The sequence below is a fragment of the Pseudomonas sp. S2_C03 genome (assembly GCF_054668405.1).
The window spans coordinates 4,595,584-4,614,145 of record NZ_CP162766.1 but is presented as its reverse complement, the minus strand read 5'-3'; the positions used below and the strand labels follow the sequence as shown (position 1 = coordinate 4,614,145).

The following is an 18,562-nucleotide window of genomic DNA, read 5'->3' as shown; positions in this document are numbered from 1 at the left end:
TGAGCATGCGACGTATAGCTGTCATGGGCGCCGCTGGCCGCATGGGCAAGATCCTCGTCGAAGCGGTGCAGCAGCGCGCGCCGCTGACCGGTCTGACGGCCGCCATCGTGCGCCCCGGCAGCACGCTGATCGGCGTGGACGCGGGTGAGCTGGCCTCGCTGGGGCGTATCGGCGTTCCGTTGTCCGGTAACCTGGAGTTGGTGGCGGAGGAGTTCGATGTGTTGATCGACTTCACCCTGCCGGAAGTCATGCTGAAAAACCTCGCGTTCTGCCGCAAGGCTGGCAAGGCGATGGTCATCGGCACCACCGGGCTGGATGCTGCGCAGAAGCAGTTGCTGGCCGAGGCGGGCAAGGACATCCCCATCGTGTTTGCCGCCAACTTCAGCGTCGGGGTGAACCTGTCGCTCAAGTTGCTCGACATGGCCGCGCGCGTGCTGGGCGATGATGCCGACATCGAAATCATCGAGGCGCATCACCGGCACAAGATCGATGCGCCTTCGGGCACCGCCTTGCGCATGGGTGAAGTGATTGCCAGTGCGCTGGATCGCGATCTGCAGAAGGTCGCGGTGTATGGGCGTGAAGGCCACACCGGTGCGCGGGAGCGGGAAACCATCGGTTTCGCCACTGTTCGTGGCGGTGATGTGGTGGGTGATCACACGGTTCTGTTCGCTTGTGAGGGCGAGCGGCTGGAGATTACCCACAAGGCGTCCAGTCGCATGACCTTCGCCAAGGGCGCGGTGCGTGCCGCGTTGTGGCTGGATGCTCGCGAGCCGGGCCTGTACGACATGCAAGACGTGCTCGAGCTGCGGTAAGATGCCCCCAGAAACCGGGAGCCGATTCAGCGTCGGCCCCGGTTTTGTTACGCCAAGCGACGTCCTGTCGCATTCTCCAGCCTTTAGGGCTCATTGGCGGTAGACCAAAAAACCCTTTTTCTGTAAGCTACAGCTTTAGTGTGTCCACTAAAAGCGCGCAGAAAATTATTCAGTGAAGAAGCGGGGTGACGTGTCCATACGTCACTCCGCTTTTTTACAACCTGCGATCGCCCTTTCAGGCTTTATTTACGGGAGGTCTTCTTGACTAAGCCAGCCATACTCGCCCTTGCTGATGGCAGCATTTTTCGCGGCGAAGCCATTGGAGCCGACGGACAAACCGTTGGTGAGGTGGTGTTTAACACCGCAATGACCGGCTATCAGGAAATTCTTACCGATCCTTCCTACGCCCAACAGATCGTTACCCTGACTTACCCGCACATCGGCAATACCGGCACCACGCCGGAAGACGCCGAGTCGAACCGCGTATGGTCCGCTGGCCTGGTCATCCGTGACCTGCCACTGGTTGCGAGCAACTGGCGTAACACGATGTCCCTGTCCGATTACCTGAAGGCCAACAACGTTGTGGCCATCGCTGGTATCGACACCCGTCGCCTGACGCGCATCCTGCGCGAAAAAGGCGCGCAGAACGGCTGCATCATGGCCGGTGACAACATTTCCGAAGAAGCCGCCATCGCCGCCGCCCAGGGCTTCCCTGGCCTCAAGGGCATGGACCTGGCCAAGGTCGTCAGCACCAAGGACACCTACGAGTGGCGTTCGACGGTCTGGGACTTGAAAACCGACAGCCACGCGACCCTCGAAGCATCCGAGCTGCCTTACCACGTCGTGGCGTACGACTACGGCGTCAAGGTCAACATCCTGCGCATGCTGGTCGAGCGCGGCTGCCGCGTGACCGTGGTTCCGGCGCAAACCCCGGCTGCCGACGTGCTGGCACTCAATCCTGATGGCGTGTTCCTGTCCAACGGTCCTGGTGACCCAGAGCCTTGCGATTACGCCATCCAGGCGATCAAGGACGTACTGGAAACCGACATCCCGGTGTTCGGCATCTGCCTCGGTCACCAACTGCTGGCTCTCGCCTCCGGTGCCAAGACCCTGAAAATGGGCCATGGCCACCACGGCGCCAACCACCCCGTTCAGGACCTGGACACCGGTGTCGTCATGATCACCAGCCAGAACCACGGTTTTGCGGTGGACGAAGAAACCCTGCCGGCCAACGTTCGTGCGATCCACAAATCGCTGTTCGACGGCACCCTGCAGGGGATCGAGCGTACCGACAAGAGCGCCTTCAGCTTCCAGGGTCACCCGGAAGCCAGCCCTGGCCCGAACGACGTAGCGCCATTGTTTGATCGCTTCATCAACGAGATGGCCAAGCGTCGCTGATCGCTGGCCCTGATGCAGCAAGGCCTTAAGGGCGGTCCCGACACCGGTGGCCCCCTCAAGGCTCAACAGATTGAACAAGACGGCTTGCCGACTGACCTGCGGATTTGAGTGACAAACCCATGCCAAAACGTACAGACATTAAAAGCATCCTGATTCTCGGCGCTGGCCCGATCGTGATCGGCCAGGCCTGCGAATTCGACTACTCCGGCGCCCAGGCCTGCAAAGCCCTGCGCGAAGAGGGTTACCGCGTCATCCTGGTGAACTCCAACCCGGCCACCATCATGACCGACCCGGCCATGGCCGACGCTACCTACATCGAGCCGATCAAGTGGCAGACCGTTGCCAAGATCATCGAAAAAGAGCGTCCGGACGCGCTGCTGCCGACCATGGGTGGCCAGACCGCGCTGAACTGCGCTCTGGACCTGGAGCGCGAAGGCGTCCTTGAAAAATTCGGCGTAGAGATGATCGGTGCCAATGCCGACACCATCGACAAGGCTGAAGACCGTTCGCGTTTCGACAAGGCCATGAAAGACATCGGTCTGGCGTGCCCGCGTTCCGGTATCGCCCACAGCATGGAAGAGGCCAACGCGGTCCTCGAGAAACTGGGTTTCCCTTGCATCATCCGTCCGTCCTTCACCATGGGCGGCACCGGTGGCGGTATCGCTTACAACCGTGAAGAGTTCGAAGAAATCTGCGCCCGTGGTCTGGACCTGTCGCCGACCAAGGAACTGCTGATCGACGAATCCCTGATCGGCTGGAAAGAATACGAGATGGAGGTTGTCCGCGATAAGAAGGACAACTGCATCATCGTCTGCTCCATCGAGAACTTTGACCCGATGGGCGTGCACACCGGTGACTCGATCACCGTGGCGCCGGCACAGACCCTGACCGACAAGGAATATCAGATCCTGCGTAACGCCTCCCTGGCGGTACTGCGCGAGATCGGCGTGGAAACTGGCGGTTCCAACGTTCAGTTCGGTATCTGCCCGAACACCGGCCGCATGGTCGTGATCGAGATGAACCCGCGTGTATCGCGTTCCTCGGCCCTGGCTTCGAAAGCCACCGGTTTCCCGATTGCCAAGGTCGCGGCCAAGCTGGCCGTGGGCTACACCCTCGACGAGCTGTCGAACGACATCACCGGCGGCAAGACCCCGGCGTCCTTCGAGCCGTCCATCGACTACGTCGTGACCAAGCTGCCGCGTTTCGCCTTCGAGAAATTCGCCAAGGCTGACGCGCGTCTGACCACCCAGATGAAATCGGTGGGTGAAGTCATGGCCATCGGCCGTACTTTCCAGGAATCCCTGCAGAAAGCCCTGCGCGGTCTGGAAGTGGGCGTTTGCGGCCTGGACGAGAAGCTCGACCTGAGCAACCCGGAAAGCATGAGCGTGCTCAAGCGCGAGTTGACCGTGCCGGGTGCCGAGCGTATCTGGTACGTGGCTGACGCGTTCCGCGCCGGCCTGAGCGTCGAAGACATCTTCGGCATGAACATGATCGACCCTTGGTTCCTGGTGCAGATCGAAGACCTGATCAAGGACGAAGAGAAGGTCAAGACCCTCGGTCTGTCGGCCATCGACCGCGATCTGATGTTCCGCCTCAAGCGCAAGGGTTTCTCCGATCAGCGCCTGGCCAAGCTGCTGGGTGTCACCGAGAAGAACCTGCGCACTCACCGCCAGAAGCTGGAAGTGTTCCCGGTCTACAAGCGCGTCGACACCTGCGCGGCCGAGTTCGCCACCGACACCGCCTACCTGTACTCGACCTACGAGGAAGAGTGCGAGGCAGCGCCGTCCAACCGCGACAAGATCATGATCCTCGGCGGTGGCCCTAACCGTATCGGCCAGGGTATCGAGTTCGACTACTGCTGCGTACACGCGGCACTGGCCCTGCGCGATGACGGTTACGAGACCATCATGGTCAACTGCAACCCGGAAACCGTTTCCACCGACTACGACACGTCCGACCGTCTGTACTTTGAGCCGGTGACCCTGGAAGACGTGCTGGAAATCGTGCGTGTCGAGAAGCCAAAAGGCGTGATCGTCCAGTACGGCGGCCAAACCCCGCTGAAACTGGCCCGTGCCCTTGAAGCGGCTGGCGTGCCAATCATCGGCACCAGCCCTGACGCCATCGACCGTGCCGAAGACCGTGAGCGCTTCCAGCAAATGGTCGAGCGCCTGAACCTGCGTCAGCCGCCAAACGCCACCGTGCGCAGCGAAGATGAAGCCGTGCGCGCCGCCGCCAAGATCGGTTACCCGCTGGTGGTGCGTCCTTCGTACGTACTGGGCGGTCGGGCGATGGAAATCGTCTACAAGGAAGAAGAACTCAAACGTTACCTGCGCGAAGCGGTGCAAGTGTCCAACGACAGCCCGGTGCTGCTGGACCACTTCCTCAACTGCGCCATCGAGATGGACGTGGATGCGGTCAGCGACGGCAAGGACGTCGTGATCGGCGCGATCATGCAGCACATCGAACAGGCTGGCGTTCACTCCGGTGACTCCGCTTGCTCGCTGCCGCCGTATTCGCTGCCGGCGCACATCCAGGACGAGATGCGCGAACAGGTCAAGAAAATGGCCCTGGAACTGGGTGTGATCGGCCTGATGAACGTGCAGTTGGCGCTGCAGGGCGAAGACATCTACGTCATCGAAGTCAACCCGCGCGCTTCGCGTACCGTACCGTTTGTGTCCAAGTGCATCGGTGTTTCCCTGGCAATGATCGCTGCGCGCGTGATGGCCGGTAAGACCCTGAAAGAACTGGGCTTCACCAAGGAAATCATTCCGAACTTCTACAGCGTGAAAGAGGCGGTGTTCCCATTCGCCAAATTCCCAGGCGTTGACCCGATCCTCGGCCCAGAGATGAAGTCCACCGGTGAAGTCATGGGTGTCGGCGACACCTTCGGCGAAGCCTTCGCCAAGGCCCAGATGGGCGCCAGCGAAGTCCTGCCGACCGGCGGTACTGCGTTCATCAGCGTACGTGATGACGACAAACCACTGGTTGCAGGTGTCGCCCGTGATCTGATCAACTTGGGCTTCGAAGTGGTTGCCACAGCAGGTACTGCCAAGCTGATCGAAGCCGCAGGCCTGAAAGTGCGCCGCGTGAACAAGGTGACCGAAGGCCGTCCGCACGTGGTCGACATGATCAAGAATGACGAAGTCACGCTGATCATCAACACCACCGAAGGTCGCCAGTCGATCGCCGACTCGTACTCCATTCGTCGTAATGCCTTGCAGCACAAGATCTACTGCACCACCACCATTGCTGCAGGCGAGGCCATCTGTGAAGCGCTGAAGTTCGGTCCCGAGAAGACCGTGCGCCGCTTGCAGGATCTACACGCAGGGTTGAAGGCATGAGCATAACCAAGTACCCAATGACCGTTCAGGGCGCTCGCGCCCTGGAAGAGGAGCATGCTCACCTGACCAAGGTCGTCCGTCCGAAGCTCAGCCAGGACATCGGGACGGCTCGTGAGTTGGGTGATTTGAAGGAAAACGCCGAATACCATGCTGCCCGCGAGCAGCAGGGTATGGTGGAAGCGCGTATCCGCGACATCGAAGGCCGCATGCAGAACGCTGTGGTCATCGACGTCACGACGATTCCTCACACCGGTAAGGTGATCTTCGGCACGACCGTCGAGATTGCCAACGTCGAAACCGATGAAAGTGTCACTTACCAGATCGTTGGTGAGGACGAGGCTGACATCAAACTCGGCAAGATCTCCGTGGGTTCGCCTATCGCTCGCGCCTTGATTGCCAAGGAAGAAGGCGATGTGGTCGGCGTCAAAACGCCCAGCGGCGTTATCGAGTACGAGATTGTCGAAGTCCGCCACATCTGAAGGTAGGCGCCCGCTGCGTGCGGGCGCCATGCTTTGGCAACTGACCCAGATGCTGTGGGTGGGTGGCCTCTGGTTGTCGCATATCGGTCTGCCGCCGGTGCTGGGTCGAATTGGCCTGGCCCCGCTGCTGGTGGACGAAATTGCAGGCATGCTCAATGCGCTGATGGTGGCATTTGCCGCAGCATGTGTGGTTTTCCAGGGGATGGTGCTGGTGCGGTCCGAAGGGCTTTCCAGCCTGTGGCGCGATATTCGTGGGCAGTTACTGCTGATGGCGCTTTATGCCAGCGCAATGTTTTTCGCAGTACTTCTCGGTTGGCCGGATGCCGTTCGTTGGCAGGTATTCAGTTATCTGATCCTGGGCTTTTCCGGGGTGGTGCTGGTTTTGCAGCCGGTGCCGGGATGGAGTGGCGGGGTGCGCCATGCACACCCTTGACCCTTTCCATCACTTGAAGCGATGGACGTTCGACAGCTGCTTGTTGACGCTGAAGTTCTTGCGGTAGATCAGTGCCATCTTGCCGATGACCTGGACCAGATCCGCCTTGCCGACCTTGCACAGCTCTGCAATGGCTGCCAGGCGCGATTCACGATCGAGGATGTTGAGCTTGATCTTGATCAGCTCGTGATCCGCCAGTGCGCGTTCAAGTTCGGCTAACACACCTTCAGTCAGGCCGTTGTCTGCCACAATCAGAACTGGTTTCAGATGGTGGCCAATGGATTTGTACTGTTTCTTCAGCTCTGGAGTGAGCGGCATAATCTGACCCTTACGTCTGGATTCTGTAAAATGGCGGCCATTTTACCCGAGGGCTCGTTGATCCGCCCAACTAATCACGACCCTAATCATCGAGGTGCCCAGTGGCGCGTTCCAAGACAAGCCTTGGTTGGCTGAAAAGACATGTCAATGATCCCTATGTGAAGCAGGCGCAGAAGGATGGCTACCGCTCGCGTGCTAGTTACAAGCTTCTGGAGATCCAGGAGAAATACAAGCTGATCCGTCCTGGGATGAGTGTGGTTGACCTGGGTGCGGCACCCGGCGGCTGGTCGCAGGTCACCAGCCGGCTGATCGGTGGTCAGGGGCGCCTGATCGCCTCGGACATCCTGGAGATGGACAGCATCCCGGACGTTACTTTCATTCAGGGTGACTTTACCGAGGACTCGGTGCTCGCGCGGATCCTTGAAGCCGTGGGTAATTCTCAGGTGGACCTTGTGATTTCCGATATGGCCCCCAATATGAGTGGTACGCCTGAAGTGGATATGCCCAAAGCCATGTTCCTTTGCGAGCTGGCCCTTGATCTGGCGGAGCGCATACTCAAGCCTGGCGGCAATTTTGTGATCAAGATTTTCCAGGGCGAAGGGTTCGATGTTTACCTGAAGGACGCTCGCAAGAAGTTCGACAAGATCCAGATGATCAAGCCGGACTCTTCCCGTGGCACCTCTCGCGAGCAGTACATGCTGGCCTGGGGCTTTCGCCGCGGAAACGGGTAAAGCGGGGTTTTTTCGCAGGGTCGATAGGTTTTTCGTATTTCGCCCTGTGGGCATAAGCGAATACTGTGTAGAAAGTGTTTCACAAAGGGTTACAGACGGCGCCTGCCAAGCCGTACGTAATGTAGTAAGTTAGGCCGGTGAATATCATGCGAAGCGCGCGCCATTAGCGGAGCTTGCTTCAGAGGGTAGTTAATTGAACGATATGGCAAAGAATTTGATCCTGTGGTTGATCATCGCGGCTGTCCTGGTGACGGTGATGAACAACTTCTCCAGCCCTAACGAGCCGCAGACCCTCAACTATTCCGACTTCATCCAGCAGGTCAAGGATGGCAAGGTCGAACGCGTAGCGGTTGACGGCTACGTGATCACCGGCAAGCGCAACGATGGCGACAGCTTCAAGACCATTCGTCCTGCAATCCAGGACAACGGCCTGATCGGCGACCTCGTCGACAACCACGTCGTGGTTGAAGGCAAGCAGCCCGAGCAGCAAAGCATCTGGACCCAACTGCTGGTTGCCAGCTTCCCGATCCTGGTGATCATCGCCGTGTTCATGTTCTTCATGCGCCAGATGCAAGGTGGTGCTGGCGGCAAGGGCGGGCCGATGAGCTTCGGCAAGAGCAAGGCGCGCCTGCTGTCCGAAGACCAGGTGAAAACTACCCTGGCTGACGTCGCCGGTTGCGATGAAGCCAAGGAAGAAGTCGGCGAGCTGGTTGAGTTCCTTCGCGATCCGGGCAAATTCCAGCGCCTGGGCGGCCGTATTCCTCGCGGTGTGCTGATGGTTGGTCCTCCGGGTACCGGTAAAACCTTGCTGGCCAAGGCGATTGCCGGTGAAGCCAAGGTGCCGTTCTTCACCATTTCCGGTTCCGATTTCGTCGAAATGTTCGTCGGTGTCGGTGCCAGCCGTGTTCGGGACATGTTCGAGCAGGCCAAGAAACACGCACCGTGCATCATCTTCATCGACGAAATCGACGCCGTCGGTCGCCATCGTGGCGCTGGCATGGGCGGCGGTCACGACGAGCGCGAGCAGACCCTCAACCAGTTGCTGGTAGAGATGGACGGCTTTGAGATGAACGACGGCATCATCGTCATCGCTGCAACCAACCGTCCGGACGTTCTGGACCCGGCGTTGCTGCGTCCTGGCCGTTTCGACCGCCAGGTAGTGGTCGGTCTGCCGGATATCCGCGGTCGCGAGCAGATTCTCAAGGTTCACATGCGCAAAGTACCAATGGGTGACGATGTCGCTCCAGCGGTTATTGCTCGTGGTACTCCTGGTTTCTCCGGTGCGGACCTCGCCAACCTGGTCAACGAAGCCTCTTTGTTCGCCGCACGTGCTGGCAAGCGCATCGTGGAGATGAAAGAGTTCGAGCTCGCCAAGGACAAGATCATGATGGGCGCCGAGCGCAAATCCATGGTCATGTCGGAAAAAGAGAAGCAGAACACCGCTTACCACGAGGCGGGTCATGCCATCGTTGGTCGCATGGTTCCCGAGCATGATCCGGTCTACAAGGTATCGATCATTCCACGTGGTCGTGCGCTGGGTGTGACCATGTTCCTGCCCGAAGAAGACCGCTACAGTCTGTCCAAGCGTGCCTTGATCAGTCAGATCTGCTCGCTGTACGGTGGCCGTATCGCTGAAGAAATGACCTTGGGCTTCGATGGTGTGACCACTGGCGCATCCAACGACATCATGCGTGCCAGTCAGATTGCACGGAACATGGTGACCAAGTGGGGTCTGTCGGAAAAGCTCGGTCCATTGATGTACGCCGAAGAAGAGGGCGAGGTGTTCCTCGGTCGTGGCGGTGGTGGTCAGAACGCCAGCTTCTCGGGTGAAACCGCCAAGCTAATCGACTCCGAAGTGCGCAGTATCATTGACCAGTGCTACGGCACCGCCAAGCAGATCCTCACGGATAACCGTGACAAGCTCGACGCCATGGCCGATGCCCTGATGAAGTACGAAACGATCGATGCTGAACAGATCGACGACATCATGGCGGGTCGTGCTCCTCGCGAACCCCGCGACTGGTCGGGCGGCGCCGGTACACCGCCGCCAGTGCAGGATCCTCGTCCGGAAGCCCCGATCGGCGGTCCAGCTGCTGACGTTTAAGGTTTGAAATGACTTCTGTTCAGTCCTCGACCCGGTTGCCGTGTGGCAACCGGGTTCTTGATTTGGCCCATACGCATGTCATGGGCATTCTCAATGTCACCCCCGATTCCTTCTCCGATGGCGGTCGATACAGTCATCTCGATGCGGCTCTGCGTCATGCCGAAGCCATGGTGTTGGCTGGCGCGACGCTGATCGATGTCGGCGGCGAGTCTACCCGGCCTGGCGCCAGAGCGGTTTCGCCGATCGAGGAGCTTGAGCGAGTGGCTCCGATTGTCGAACGCATCCATCGCGAGCTGGATGTGATCATTTCGGTCGACACCTCCACTCCTGCGGTCATGCGCGAAACGGCGCGTCTCGGGGCGGGGTTGATCAATGACGTTCGTGCGCTGCGTCGTGAGGGCGCGCTGGACGCGGCGGCAGATACCGGTTTGCCGGTCTGCCTGATGCATATGCTCGGAGAGCCGGGCGATATGCAGGATAATCCGCACTATCAGGACGTCACTCAGGAGGTTGCCGCGTTTCTCGCTGAGCGCATGGCGCAGTGTGCTGCGGCTGGCATTCCGGCAGAGCGGATCATCCTCGATCCGGGTTTTGGCTTCGCAAAAAACCTGCAGCACAATCTAAGCTTGTTCAAGCATATGGAAACCCTGCATGCCTTCGAAAGGCCCCTGTTGGTTGGGGTTTCGCGCAAGAGCATGATTGGTCAGGCCTTGAATCGCCCGGTCGATGAGCGACTGTCGGGTGGCCTGGCGCTCGCGGCACTGGCATCTATCAAGGGGGCGCGTATATTGCGCGTCCATGATGTGGCAGAGACTGTCGACGTCGTGCGCATGATCGCTGCAGTGGAATCAGCCGAATAAGAAACATGGAGCACTTATGACTAAGAAATACTTTGGCACCGACGGCATTCGCGGTCGGGTCGGCGAATACCCGATTACCCCTGAATTCATGCTCAAGCTCGGATGGGCAGCGGGCATGGCATTCCGCAAAATGGGTGCCTGCAAGGTCTTGGTAGGCAAGGACACGCGGATTTCCGGGTATATGTTCGAATCAGCGCTTGAAGCCGGGCTGACGTCGGCGGGCGCCGACGTGATGCTGCTGGGGCCTATGCCGACACCGGCTATCGCTTACCTGACGCGCACGTTCCACGCCGAGGCCGGCATCGTGATCAGTGCTTCGCACAACCCTCACGATGACAACGGCATCAAGTTCTTCTCCGGCAAGGGCACCAAGTTGCCGGATGAAGTCGAGCACATGATCGAAGAGTTGCTCGATACCCCGATGACGGTGGTGGAGTCGAGCAAGATTGGCAAGGTGTCGCGCATCAATGACGCCTCGGGCCGTTACATCGAGTTCTGCAAGAGCAGCGTACCGACCGGCACCAGCTTCGCCGGCATGAAGATCGTGATCGATTGCGCCCACGGTGCAACCTACAAAGTGGCGCCGAGCGTGTTTCGTGAGTTGGGTGCCGACGTTGTTGTGCTTTCGGCACAGCCCAACGGCCTCAACATCAACGACAACTGCGGCTCGACGCACATGGGGCCGCTGCAGGCAGCGGTCCTGGCTGAGCATGCCGATCTGGGTATTGCGTTCGATGGTGATGGCGACCGGGTGCTGATGGTCGACCACACGGGCGCGGTCGTCGATGGCGATGAGTTGCTGTACATCATTGCTCGCGACCTGCATGAGCGTAATTGCCTCAAAGGCGGCGTGGTCGGGACCTTGATGAGTAACCTGGGGCTGGAACTGGCGTTGGCGGACCTGTCGATTCCGTTCGTGCGTGCCAATGTTGGCGACCGTTATGTCATTGCGGATCTGCTGGAGCGCAACTGGCTGGTCGGTGGCGAAAATTCGGGTCACATCGTCTGCTTCAATCACACCACGACCGGTGATGCGATCATTGCGGCGCTGCAGGTGCTGATGGCGCTCAAGACCCGATCCGAAACCTTGGGTCAGGCTCGGCAGTCGCTGCGCAAATGTCCTCAAGTGCTGATCAATGTACGTTTCGGTGGTGGTGCGAGCCCGCTCGAACATGCAGCGGTGAAAGAGGCCAGCGAGCGTGTCACCAAGGCCATGGCGGGGCGCGGGCGTGTGCTGTTGCGCAAGTCCGGCACCGAGCCATTGGTGCGTGTCATGGTTGAAGGCGAGGACGAAACCCTGGTTCGCGGCTATGCCGAAGAGCTGGCAAAACTGGTTACTGAAGTTTCTGCCTGAATTCGGCTTGCCAGCCATGATTGTGTTGGGTAACATCTGCGCCCACTTTGACCGACGAGGTACAGCATGCGTCGCCCTATGGTAGCTGGTAACTGGAAGATGCACGGTACCCGCGCCAGCGTCGCTGAGCTGATCGACGGCCTGAGTCAAATGGCTTTGTCTGGCGGTGTTGATGTCGCGGTGTTCCCGCCTTCCTTGTATATCAATCAAGTGATTGATGGCTTGAAAGGCAAGTCGATTTCGGTCGGCGGCCAGAACTCCGCGGTGGAATCCGGGCAGGGTGCTTTGACTGGCGAGATTTCGCCGAGTCAATTGGTGGATGCAGGTTGCTCCCTGGTGCTTGTTGGGCACTCGGAACGCCGCCAGATCATGGGCGAGCAGGATGCAATGCTGGTTCGCAAGTTTGCAGCGGCGCAGGCAAGTGGCTTGATTCCGGTGTTGTGTGTAGGGGAAACCCTCGAGCAGCGCGAAGCGGGGAAAACTCTTGAAGTGGTCTCGCAGCAGCTGGGCAGCATTGTCGATGAGCTGGGTGTCGGGGCTTTTGCCAAGGCAGTTATTGCTTACGAGCCGGTCTGGGCCATTGGTACCGGGCTGACTGCTTCGCCGCAACAGGCGCAGGATGTGCATGCAGCCATCCGCGCTCAGTTGGCGGCAAAGAATTCTGAGGTCGCGCAAGGTGTGCGGCTTCTATACGGCGGCAGCGTGAAGGCGGCCAATGCGGTCGAACTGTTCGGCATGCCGGATATCGATGGGGGGCTCATTGGTGGAGCTTCCCTGAATGCAGATGAGTTCGGTGCGATTTGTCGCGCCGCGGGAAACTGAAAAAATGCTGGAAACAGTCGTAGTCGTTTTTCATCTGCTGGGTGCATTGGGCGTAGTTGCTCTCGTATTGCTGCAGCAGGGTAAAGGTGCGGACGCTGGTGCGTCTTTCGGGGCAGGTGCTTCAAATACTGTGTTCGGAAGCCAAGGTTCCTCTACCTTTCTTAGTAAGTTTACTGCTATACTTGCCGCCGGTTTCTTCATAACCAGCTTGGGGTTAGGTTACTTTGCTAAAGAGAAAGCTCACCAGCTGACTCAAGTAGGTTTGCCTAACCCGGCAGTGTTGGAAGTACCAAAGCAACAACCGGCTTCTGATGATGTCCCGGTGCTTCAAGAGCAAAAGTCGGCTACTCCAGCGACTGACGTGCCTCCAGCTCAAGAGCAGAAGTAAGAAGGGTTTCAAACGTAGTATTGCCGAGGTGGTGGAATTGGTAGACACGCAACCTTGAGGTGGTTGTGCCCATAGGGTGTAGGGGTTCGAGTCCCCTTCTCGGTACCAATTAGTCAGGAGAGCCCGCTGTTGCGGGCTTTCTTGCAGGTGGAAGGTTACATTGACCCTGTAGGGTGTTCAGTCGTATACTTCCGCCCCAGCTTTGTCGCGGGGTGGAGCAGTCTGGTAGCTCGTCGGGCTCATAACCCGAAGGTCGTCGGTTCAAATCCGGCCCCCGCAACCAGTTTCAGGAGCCCCTATTCAGGGGCTTTTTGTTAGCTGAATACTTTTGACGCCGATTTTCAATGGCGATCTCATGTGGGCTTTTTGCCCATTTTTTATTTGCAAAGCATGCACGAGGGGGTTCAGGTGTCGAGCAAGCTAGAACAGCTGCAGGCCTTGTTGGCCCCGGTAGTCGAGGCTCTTGGCTATCAATGCTGGGGGATCGAATTCATCTCTCAAGGCAAACATTCGGTCCTGCGAGTCTACATCGATAAAGAAGGCGGCATTCTGATCGAGGACTGCACCAAGGTGAGTCATCAGGTCAGCGCAGTTCTTGATGTCGAAGACCCGATCAGTTCTGAATACGCCCTTGAGGTTTCCTCTCCTGGCATGGATCGCCCACTGTTCACCTTGGAACAGTTTGCCTCGCATGCCGGTGAACAAGTGAAGATCAAGCTGCGCTCGCCTTTTGAAGGTCGACGCAACTTTCAGGGCCTTCTGCGCGGCGTAGAAGAGCAGGACGTAGTGGTGCAGGTAGAAGACCACGAGTTCCTGTTGCCGATCGATATGATCGACAAGGCCAACATTATTCCCAGTTTTGACTGAGACGCGGATCCCGCGGATCCAATGGCTTGCGAAAGGCGAGGCGTACGATGAGCAAAGAAGTACTGCTGGTAGTTGAGTCGGTATCCAATGAAAAGGGTGTACCGGCAAGTGTGATTTTTGAAGCGCTGGAGCTGGCTTTGGCCACTGCTACCAAAAAGCGTTTCGAGGATGAGGTCGATCTGCGTGTGGAAATCAACCGCCACACCGGTGCCTACGAGACTTTCCGTCGCTGGACAGTCGTCGAGGAAGACGATCTGGACGATCCTGCGATCGAAACCTGGCCGAGCAAGGTTGCGCAAACGCATCCTGGCGCCAAGGTCGGTGACGTCGTCGAAGAAAAGATCGAGTCCATCGAATTCGGCCGCATCGCTGCACAGACTGCCAAGCAGGTCATCGTGCAGAAAGTTCGCGAAGCCGAGCGTGCTCAAGTCGTTGACGCCTATCGCGAGCGCCTGGGGGAAATCATCTCCGGCACCGTGAAGAAAGTGACCCGCGACAACGTGATCGTCGACCTGGGCAACAACGCTGAAGCGTTGCTGGCCCGCGAAGACATCATCTCTCGCGAAACCTTCCGGGTTGGCGTGCGTTTGCGTGCACTGCTCAAGGAAATCCGCACCGAGAACCGCGGCCCGCAGCTAATCTTGTCGCGTACCGCGCCGGAAATGCTGATCGAGCTGTTCCGTATCGAAGTGCCGGAAATTGCTGAAGGCCTGATCGAAGTGATGGCTGCGTCCCGTGATCCGGGGTCGCGCGCCAAGATCGCCGTCCGCTCCAAGGACAAACGCATCGACCCACAAGGTGCCTGCATCGGTATGCGCGGTTCGCGCGTCCAGGCGGTATCGGGTGAGTTGGGCGGCGAGCGTGTGGACATCGTCCTGTGGGACGATAACCCGGCTCAGTTCGTGATCAACGCCATGTCCCCGGCGGAGGTTGCGGCAATTATCGTTGACGAAGATGCCCATGCAATGGACATCGCCGTTGGCGCAGACAATCTGGCTCAGGCCATCGGTCGTGGTGGTCAGAACGTGCGTCTGGCAAGCCAATTGACTGGCTGGACCCTGAACGTGATGACCGAATCGGACATCCAGGCCAAGCAGCAAGCAGAAACTGGCGACATCCTGCGCAACTTCATCGACGAGCTGGAAGTCGACGAAGAGCTGGCGCAGGTGCTGGTTGATGAAGGCTTCACAAGCCTGGAAGAGATTGCCTACGTACCGTTGGAAGAAATGCTCAACATCGACGGCTTTGACGAAGAAATCGTCAACGAGCTTCGTGCTCGTGCCAAGGACCGCTTGTTGACCAAAGCCATCGCTACTGAGGAAAAGCTGGCAGACGCCCATCCGGCCGAAGACCTGCTCTCGCTTGAGGGTATGGACAAGGATTTGGCGGTGGAACTGGCGGTGCGCGGCGTAATTACCCGCGAAGACCTGGCCGAGCAGTCTATTGACGACCTGCTCGACATCGACGGCATCGACGATGATCGTGCCGGCAAGTTGATCATGGCCGCCCGAGCCCACTGGTTCGAGTAATTAGGCGCGGCCTGAGGAGAGAAATGCATGACGCAAGTCACGGTGAAACAACTGGCCGATGAGGTCAAAACACCGGTAGAGCGCCTGTTGCAGCAGATGCGTGAGGCAGGTCTGCCGCACACCGCCGCCGAAGAAAATGTGACTGACAGTGAGAAGCAATCCCTGCTGACTCACTTGAAAAGCAGCCACAAGGCGAAAGTGGAAGAACCACGCAAGATTACGCTGCAGCGTAAAACCACCAGCACCCTGCGTGTTGCTGGCAGCAAAAGCATCAGCGTTGAAGTTCGTAAAAAGAAAGTGTTTGTGCAGCGCAGCCCGGAAGAAATCGAAGCCGAGCGCAAGCGTGAGCTGGACGAGCGCCGTGCAGTAGAAAATGCTGCTCGTCAGAAGGCTGAAGAAGAAGCCAAGCGTCGCGCCGAAGAAGAAGCGCGTCGCCAGCCTGCGTCGGTTGAAGCGCCTGTTGCCGCGGCCGAGCCTGTTGCAGCGCCTGCCCATGTCGCCGAGCCTGTGCGTGAAAGCGCCCCGGTTGCAGCGGCAGCGCCGGCACCTGCGGCCGATGCTCGCAAGCGCGACGAACAGCGTCGTCCAGACAAACCACGCGCCGACGACAACAATCGTCGTGGCGGCGGTGCTGGCGATGGCGAGCGCAAAAACGCTCCGCATCGCGCTACAGTCAAAGAGAAAGCACCTGCGCCACGTGCAGCGCCACGCACTACCGACGAAGAAAGCGATGGCTTCCGTCGTGGTGGTCGCGGCAAGGCCAAGCTGAAGAAGCGCAACGCACACGGTTTCCAGAGCCCAACCGGCCCTGTCGTGCGCGAAGTGAAGATCGGCGAGACCATCACCGTGGGCGATCTGGCCCAGCAGATGTCGGTCAAGGCTGCTGAAATCATCAAGTTCATGTTCAAGCTGGGTACGCCGGCGACCATCAACCAGGTACTGGACCAGGAAACTGCCCAACTGGTTGCTGAAGAGCTGGGCCACAAAGTGACCCTGGTCAGCGACACCGCCCTGGAAGATTCCCTGGCCGAGTCCCTGAAGTTCGAAGGTGAGGCCGTTTCCCGTGCTCCGGTCGTGACCGTAATGGGCCACGTTGACCACGGTAAGACCTCCCTGCTCGACTACATCCGTCGTGCGAAGGTTGCTGCTGGCGAAGCCGGTGGTATTACCCAGCACATCGGTGCATACCACGTTGAAACCGACCGTGGCATGGTGACGTTCCTCGACACCCCTGGTCACGCCGCGTTTACCGCCATGCGTGCCCGTGGTGCCAAGGCGACCGACATCGTGATCCTGGTGGTTGCAGCGGACGACGGCGTGATGCCGCAGACCATCGAAGCGGTGCAGCACGCTCAGGCCGCCGGTGTTCCGCTGGTCGTGGCCGTGAACAAGATCGACAAGCCGGGCGCCGATCTCGATCGCATCCGTAGCGAACTGTCGGCACACGGCGTGACCTCGGAAGAGTGGGGTGGTGACACTCCATTCGTACCGGTTTCCGCGAAAATGGGTACCGGTGTCGACGAGTTGCTCGAAGCCGTATTGCTGCAAGCCGAAGTACTGGAATTGACTGCCACGCCATCGGCTCCTGGCCGTGGTGTCGTGGTTGAATCGCGCCTGGACAAGGGCCGTGGCCCGGTGGCTACCGTGCTGGTTCAGGACGGTACTCTGCGTCAAGGCGACATGGTCCTGGTCGGTTCGAACTATGGCCGCGTTCGCGCCATGCTCGACGAGAACGGCAAGCCAATCAAGGAAGCCGGTCCGGCCATCCCTGTCGAGATTCTCGGCCTGGACGGTACCCCGGACGCTGGCGACGAGATGAGCGTGGTTGCCGACGAGAAGAAAGCCCGTGAAGTGGCTCTGTTCCGTCAAGGCAAGTTCCGCGAAGTCAAACTGGCTCGCGCTCACGCCGGCAAGCTGGAAAACATCTTCGAAAACATGGGTCAGGAGGAGAAGAAGACGCTCAACATCGTCCTCAAATCCGACGTCCGTGGTTCGTTGGAAGCGTTGAACGGTGCCTTGAATGGCCTGGGCAACGACGAAGTGCAAGTGCGCGTAGTGGGTGGCGGCGTCGGTGGTATCACCGAGTCCGACGCCAACTTGGCACTGGCTTCCAACGCTGTTCTGTTCGGCTTCAACGTGCGTGCCGATGCTGGCGCTCGCAAGATCGTCGAGCAGGAAGGTCTGGATATGCGTTACTACAACGTGATCTACGACATCATCGAAGACGTCAAGAAAGCCCTGACCGGTATGCTCGGCAGCGATGTTCGCGAGAACATCCTGGGTGTGGCCGAAGTACGTGACGTGTTCCGTTCGCCGAAGTTTGGCGCGATCGCCGGTTGCATGGTGATCGAAGGTACCGTTTACCGTAACCGTCCGATCCGTGTACTGCGTGAAGACATCGTTATCTTCGAAGGCGAGCTGGAATCCCTGCGCCGCTTCAAGGATGACGCTTCGGAAGTACGTGCCGGCATGGAATGCGGTATCGGCGTCAAGAGCTACAACGACGTCAAAGTCGGTGACAAGATCGAAGTCTTCGAGAAGGTTCAGGTTGCTCGCAGCCTCTAACTCGCGCACTTCAAGGGCCACGCCAAGCCGCCGCATGCAGATGCGCGGCGCGGTGTCCTGGCTCTGAACGCAACGCCCGGTCTGGCTTTCGTCAGGCCGGGCGTTTGCCGCTTTCAGACCCTGCGGGTTTCACCGTGGGGCAGTAACAGGTAACAAGACATGGCAAAAGAATACAGCCGTACCCAACGTATCGGCGATCAAATGCAGCGTGAGCTGGCCCAGTTGATCCGTCGTGAAGTCAAGGATCCACGTGTCGGCCTGGTGACCATCACCGCCGTTGAAGTGAGCCGTGACGTCGGTCACGCCAAGATCTTCATCACGGTGATGGGGCAGGACAACGCCGAAGACATCGCGCAAAGCATCAAGGTGCTCAACTCCGCCGCCGGTTTCCTGCGTATGCAGTTGGCCCGCGAAATGAAGTTGCGCAGCGTTCCGCAGTTGCACTTCCACTACGACGAAAGCGTCGTGCGTGGCGCGCACCTGTCGGCCCTGATCGAGCGCGCGGTCGCTGAAGACAACCAGCACTCGGTTGCGGCGCAAGCTGAAGACACCAAGGAGTAA

16 protein-coding genes and 2 tRNA genes are annotated in these 18,562 nt (G+C 58.9%); 17 read left to right on the top strand and 1 reads right to left on the bottom strand.

Annotated features, from left to right (window positions below):
- Nucleotides 1-5 precede the first annotated feature (5 nt).
- From dapB to AB4N64_RS21370, 5 genes are all read left to right on the top strand, one after another.
- Entirely contained in the window at nt 6-812 is an 807-nt protein-coding gene (dapB, locus tag AB4N64_RS21390; RefSeq protein ID WP_460118257.1) for a 4-hydroxy-tetrahydrodipicolinate reductase, read from the top strand.
- A 261-nt stretch (nt 813-1,073) separates the two neighbouring features.
- Entirely contained in the window at nt 1,074-2,210 is a 1,137-nt protein-coding gene (gene carA / locus AB4N64_RS21385) for a glutamine-hydrolyzing carbamoyl-phosphate synthase small subunit (RefSeq protein ID WP_460118255.1), read from the top strand.
- Nucleotides 2,211-2,329: 119 nt separating this feature from the next.
- Nucleotides 2,330-5,551, top strand: a complete 3,222-nt coding sequence (gene carB / locus AB4N64_RS21380; RefSeq protein ID WP_460118253.1) for a carbamoyl-phosphate synthase large subunit — start codon at nt 2,330-2,332, stop codon at nt 5,549-5,551.
- Between the two features lie 2 nt (nt 5,552-5,553).
- Nucleotides 5,554-6,030: a transcription elongation factor GreA gene (greA, locus tag AB4N64_RS21375; protein WP_460126823.1), complete on the top strand. Its 477-nt coding sequence runs from the start codon at nt 5,554-5,556 to the stop codon at nt 6,028-6,030.
- 28 nt (nt 6,031-6,058) lie between these two features.
- Nucleotides 6,059-6,463: an MFS transporter gene (locus tag AB4N64_RS21370; RefSeq protein WP_460118251.1), complete on the top strand. Its 405-nt coding sequence runs from the start codon at nt 6,059-6,061 to the stop codon at nt 6,461-6,463.
- A 9-nt stretch (nt 6,464-6,472) separates the two neighbouring features.
- On the opposite strand, the gene AB4N64_RS21365 is transcribed toward AB4N64_RS21370, so the two are convergent.
- Nucleotides 6,473-6,781 carry a YhbY family RNA-binding protein gene (locus tag AB4N64_RS21365; RefSeq protein WP_460118249.1) on the bottom strand — a complete coding sequence of 103 codons (309 nt, stop codon included), beginning with the start codon at nt 6,779-6,781 and terminating at the stop codon, nt 6,473-6,475.
- Nucleotides 6,782-6,882: 101 nt separating this feature from the next.
- Here AB4N64_RS21365 and rlmE point away from each other — a divergent pair, with 101 nt between their 5' ends.
- From rlmE to rbfA, 12 genes are all read left to right on the top strand, one after another.
- The gene (gene rlmE, locus AB4N64_RS21360) at nt 6,883-7,512 is read left to right on the top strand and encodes a 23S rRNA (uridine(2552)-2'-O)-methyltransferase RlmE (protein ID WP_460118247.1); all 630 of its coding nucleotides are present in this window, start codon (nt 6,883-6,885) and stop codon (nt 7,510-7,512) included.
- A 202-nt stretch (nt 7,513-7,714) separates the two neighbouring features.
- Nucleotides 7,715-9,616: an ATP-dependent zinc metalloprotease FtsH gene (gene ftsH, locus AB4N64_RS21355; RefSeq protein WP_460118245.1), complete on the top strand. Its 1,902-nt coding sequence runs from the start codon at nt 7,715-7,717 to the stop codon at nt 9,614-9,616.
- Nucleotides 9,617-9,624: 8 nt separating this feature from the next.
- Nucleotides 9,625-10,476: a dihydropteroate synthase gene (gene folP / locus AB4N64_RS21350; protein ID WP_460118243.1), complete on the top strand. Its 852-nt coding sequence runs from the start codon at nt 9,625-9,627 to the stop codon at nt 10,474-10,476.
- A gap of 16 nt (nt 10,477-10,492) precedes the next feature.
- Nucleotides 10,493-11,830, top strand: coding sequence for a phosphoglucosamine mutase (glmM, locus tag AB4N64_RS21345; protein WP_460118241.1), 1,338 nt, complete (start codon nt 10,493-10,495; stop codon nt 11,828-11,830).
- 66 nt (nt 11,831-11,896) lie between these two features.
- Nucleotides 11,897-12,652, top strand: a complete 756-nt coding sequence (tpiA, locus tag AB4N64_RS21340) for a triose-phosphate isomerase (protein WP_460118239.1) — start codon at nt 11,897-11,899, stop codon at nt 12,650-12,652.
- A gap of 4 nt (nt 12,653-12,656) precedes the next feature.
- Entirely contained in the window at nt 12,657-13,040 is a 384-nt protein-coding gene (secG, locus tag AB4N64_RS21335; protein WP_017336473.1) for a preprotein translocase subunit SecG, read from the top strand.
- A gap of 22 nt (nt 13,041-13,062) precedes the next feature.
- A tRNA-Leu gene (locus tag AB4N64_RS21330) sits at nt 13,063-13,148 on the top strand.
- 98 nt (nt 13,149-13,246) lie between these two features.
- Nucleotides 13,247-13,323: transfer RNA gene (locus tag AB4N64_RS21325), tRNA-Met, on the top strand.
- 125 nt (nt 13,324-13,448) lie between these two features.
- Nucleotides 13,449-13,907, top strand: coding sequence for a ribosome maturation factor RimP (gene rimP, locus AB4N64_RS21320; RefSeq protein ID WP_460126821.1), 459 nt, complete (start codon nt 13,449-13,451; stop codon nt 13,905-13,907).
- A gap of 47 nt (nt 13,908-13,954) precedes the next feature.
- Nucleotides 13,955-15,436: a transcription termination factor NusA gene (nusA, locus tag AB4N64_RS21315; RefSeq protein ID WP_460118237.1), complete on the top strand. Its 1,482-nt coding sequence runs from the start codon at nt 13,955-13,957 to the stop codon at nt 15,434-15,436.
- A gap of 27 nt (nt 15,437-15,463) precedes the next feature.
- Nucleotides 15,464-18,001: a translation initiation factor IF-2 gene (infB, locus tag AB4N64_RS21310; protein ID WP_460118235.1), complete on the top strand. Its 2,538-nt coding sequence runs from the start codon at nt 15,464-15,466 to the stop codon at nt 17,999-18,001.
- A 159-nt stretch (nt 18,002-18,160) separates the two neighbouring features.
- The gene (gene rbfA / locus AB4N64_RS21305) at nt 18,161-18,562 is read left to right on the top strand and encodes a 30S ribosome-binding factor RbfA (RefSeq protein ID WP_460118233.1); all 402 of its coding nucleotides are present in this window, start codon (nt 18,161-18,163) and stop codon (nt 18,560-18,562) included.

Excerpts from the sequence above, each read along its gene's own strand:
- dapB (WP_460118257.1), top strand. The coding sequence starts at position 6 with ATGCGACGTATAGCTGTCATGGGCGCCGCTGGCCGCATGGGCAAGATC.
- carB (WP_460118253.1), top strand. The coding sequence starts at position 2,330 with ATGCCAAAACGTACAGACATTAAAAGCATCCTGATTCTCGGCGCTGGC.
- AB4N64_RS21370 (WP_460118251.1), top strand. The coding sequence starts at position 6,059 with ATGCTTTGGCAACTGACCCAGATGCTGTGGGTGGGTGGCCTCTGGTTG.
- AB4N64_RS21365 (WP_460118249.1), bottom strand. The coding sequence starts at position 6,781 with ATGCCGCTCACTCCAGAGCTGAAGAAACAGTACAAATCCATTGGCCAC.
- ftsH (WP_460118245.1), top strand. The coding sequence starts at position 7,715 with ATGGCAAAGAATTTGATCCTGTGGTTGATCATCGCGGCTGTCCTGGTG.
- folP (WP_460118243.1), top strand. The coding sequence starts at position 9,625 with ATGACTTCTGTTCAGTCCTCGACCCGGTTGCCGTGTGGCAACCGGGTT.
- glmM (WP_460118241.1), top strand. The coding sequence starts at position 10,493 with ATGACTAAGAAATACTTTGGCACCGACGGCATTCGCGGTCGGGTCGGC.
- tpiA (WP_460118239.1), top strand. The coding sequence starts at position 11,897 with ATGCGTCGCCCTATGGTAGCTGGTAACTGGAAGATGCACGGTACCCGC.
- secG (WP_017336473.1), top strand. The coding sequence starts at position 12,657 with ATGCTGGAAACAGTCGTAGTCGTTTTTCATCTGCTGGGTGCATTGGGC.
- nusA (WP_460118237.1), top strand. The coding sequence starts at position 13,955 with ATGAGCAAAGAAGTACTGCTGGTAGTTGAGTCGGTATCCAATGAAAAG.
- infB (WP_460118235.1), top strand. The coding sequence starts at position 15,464 with ATGACGCAAGTCACGGTGAAACAACTGGCCGATGAGGTCAAAACACCG.
- rbfA (WP_460118233.1), top strand. The coding sequence starts at position 18,161 with ATGGCAAAAGAATACAGCCGTACCCAACGTATCGGCGATCAAATGCAG.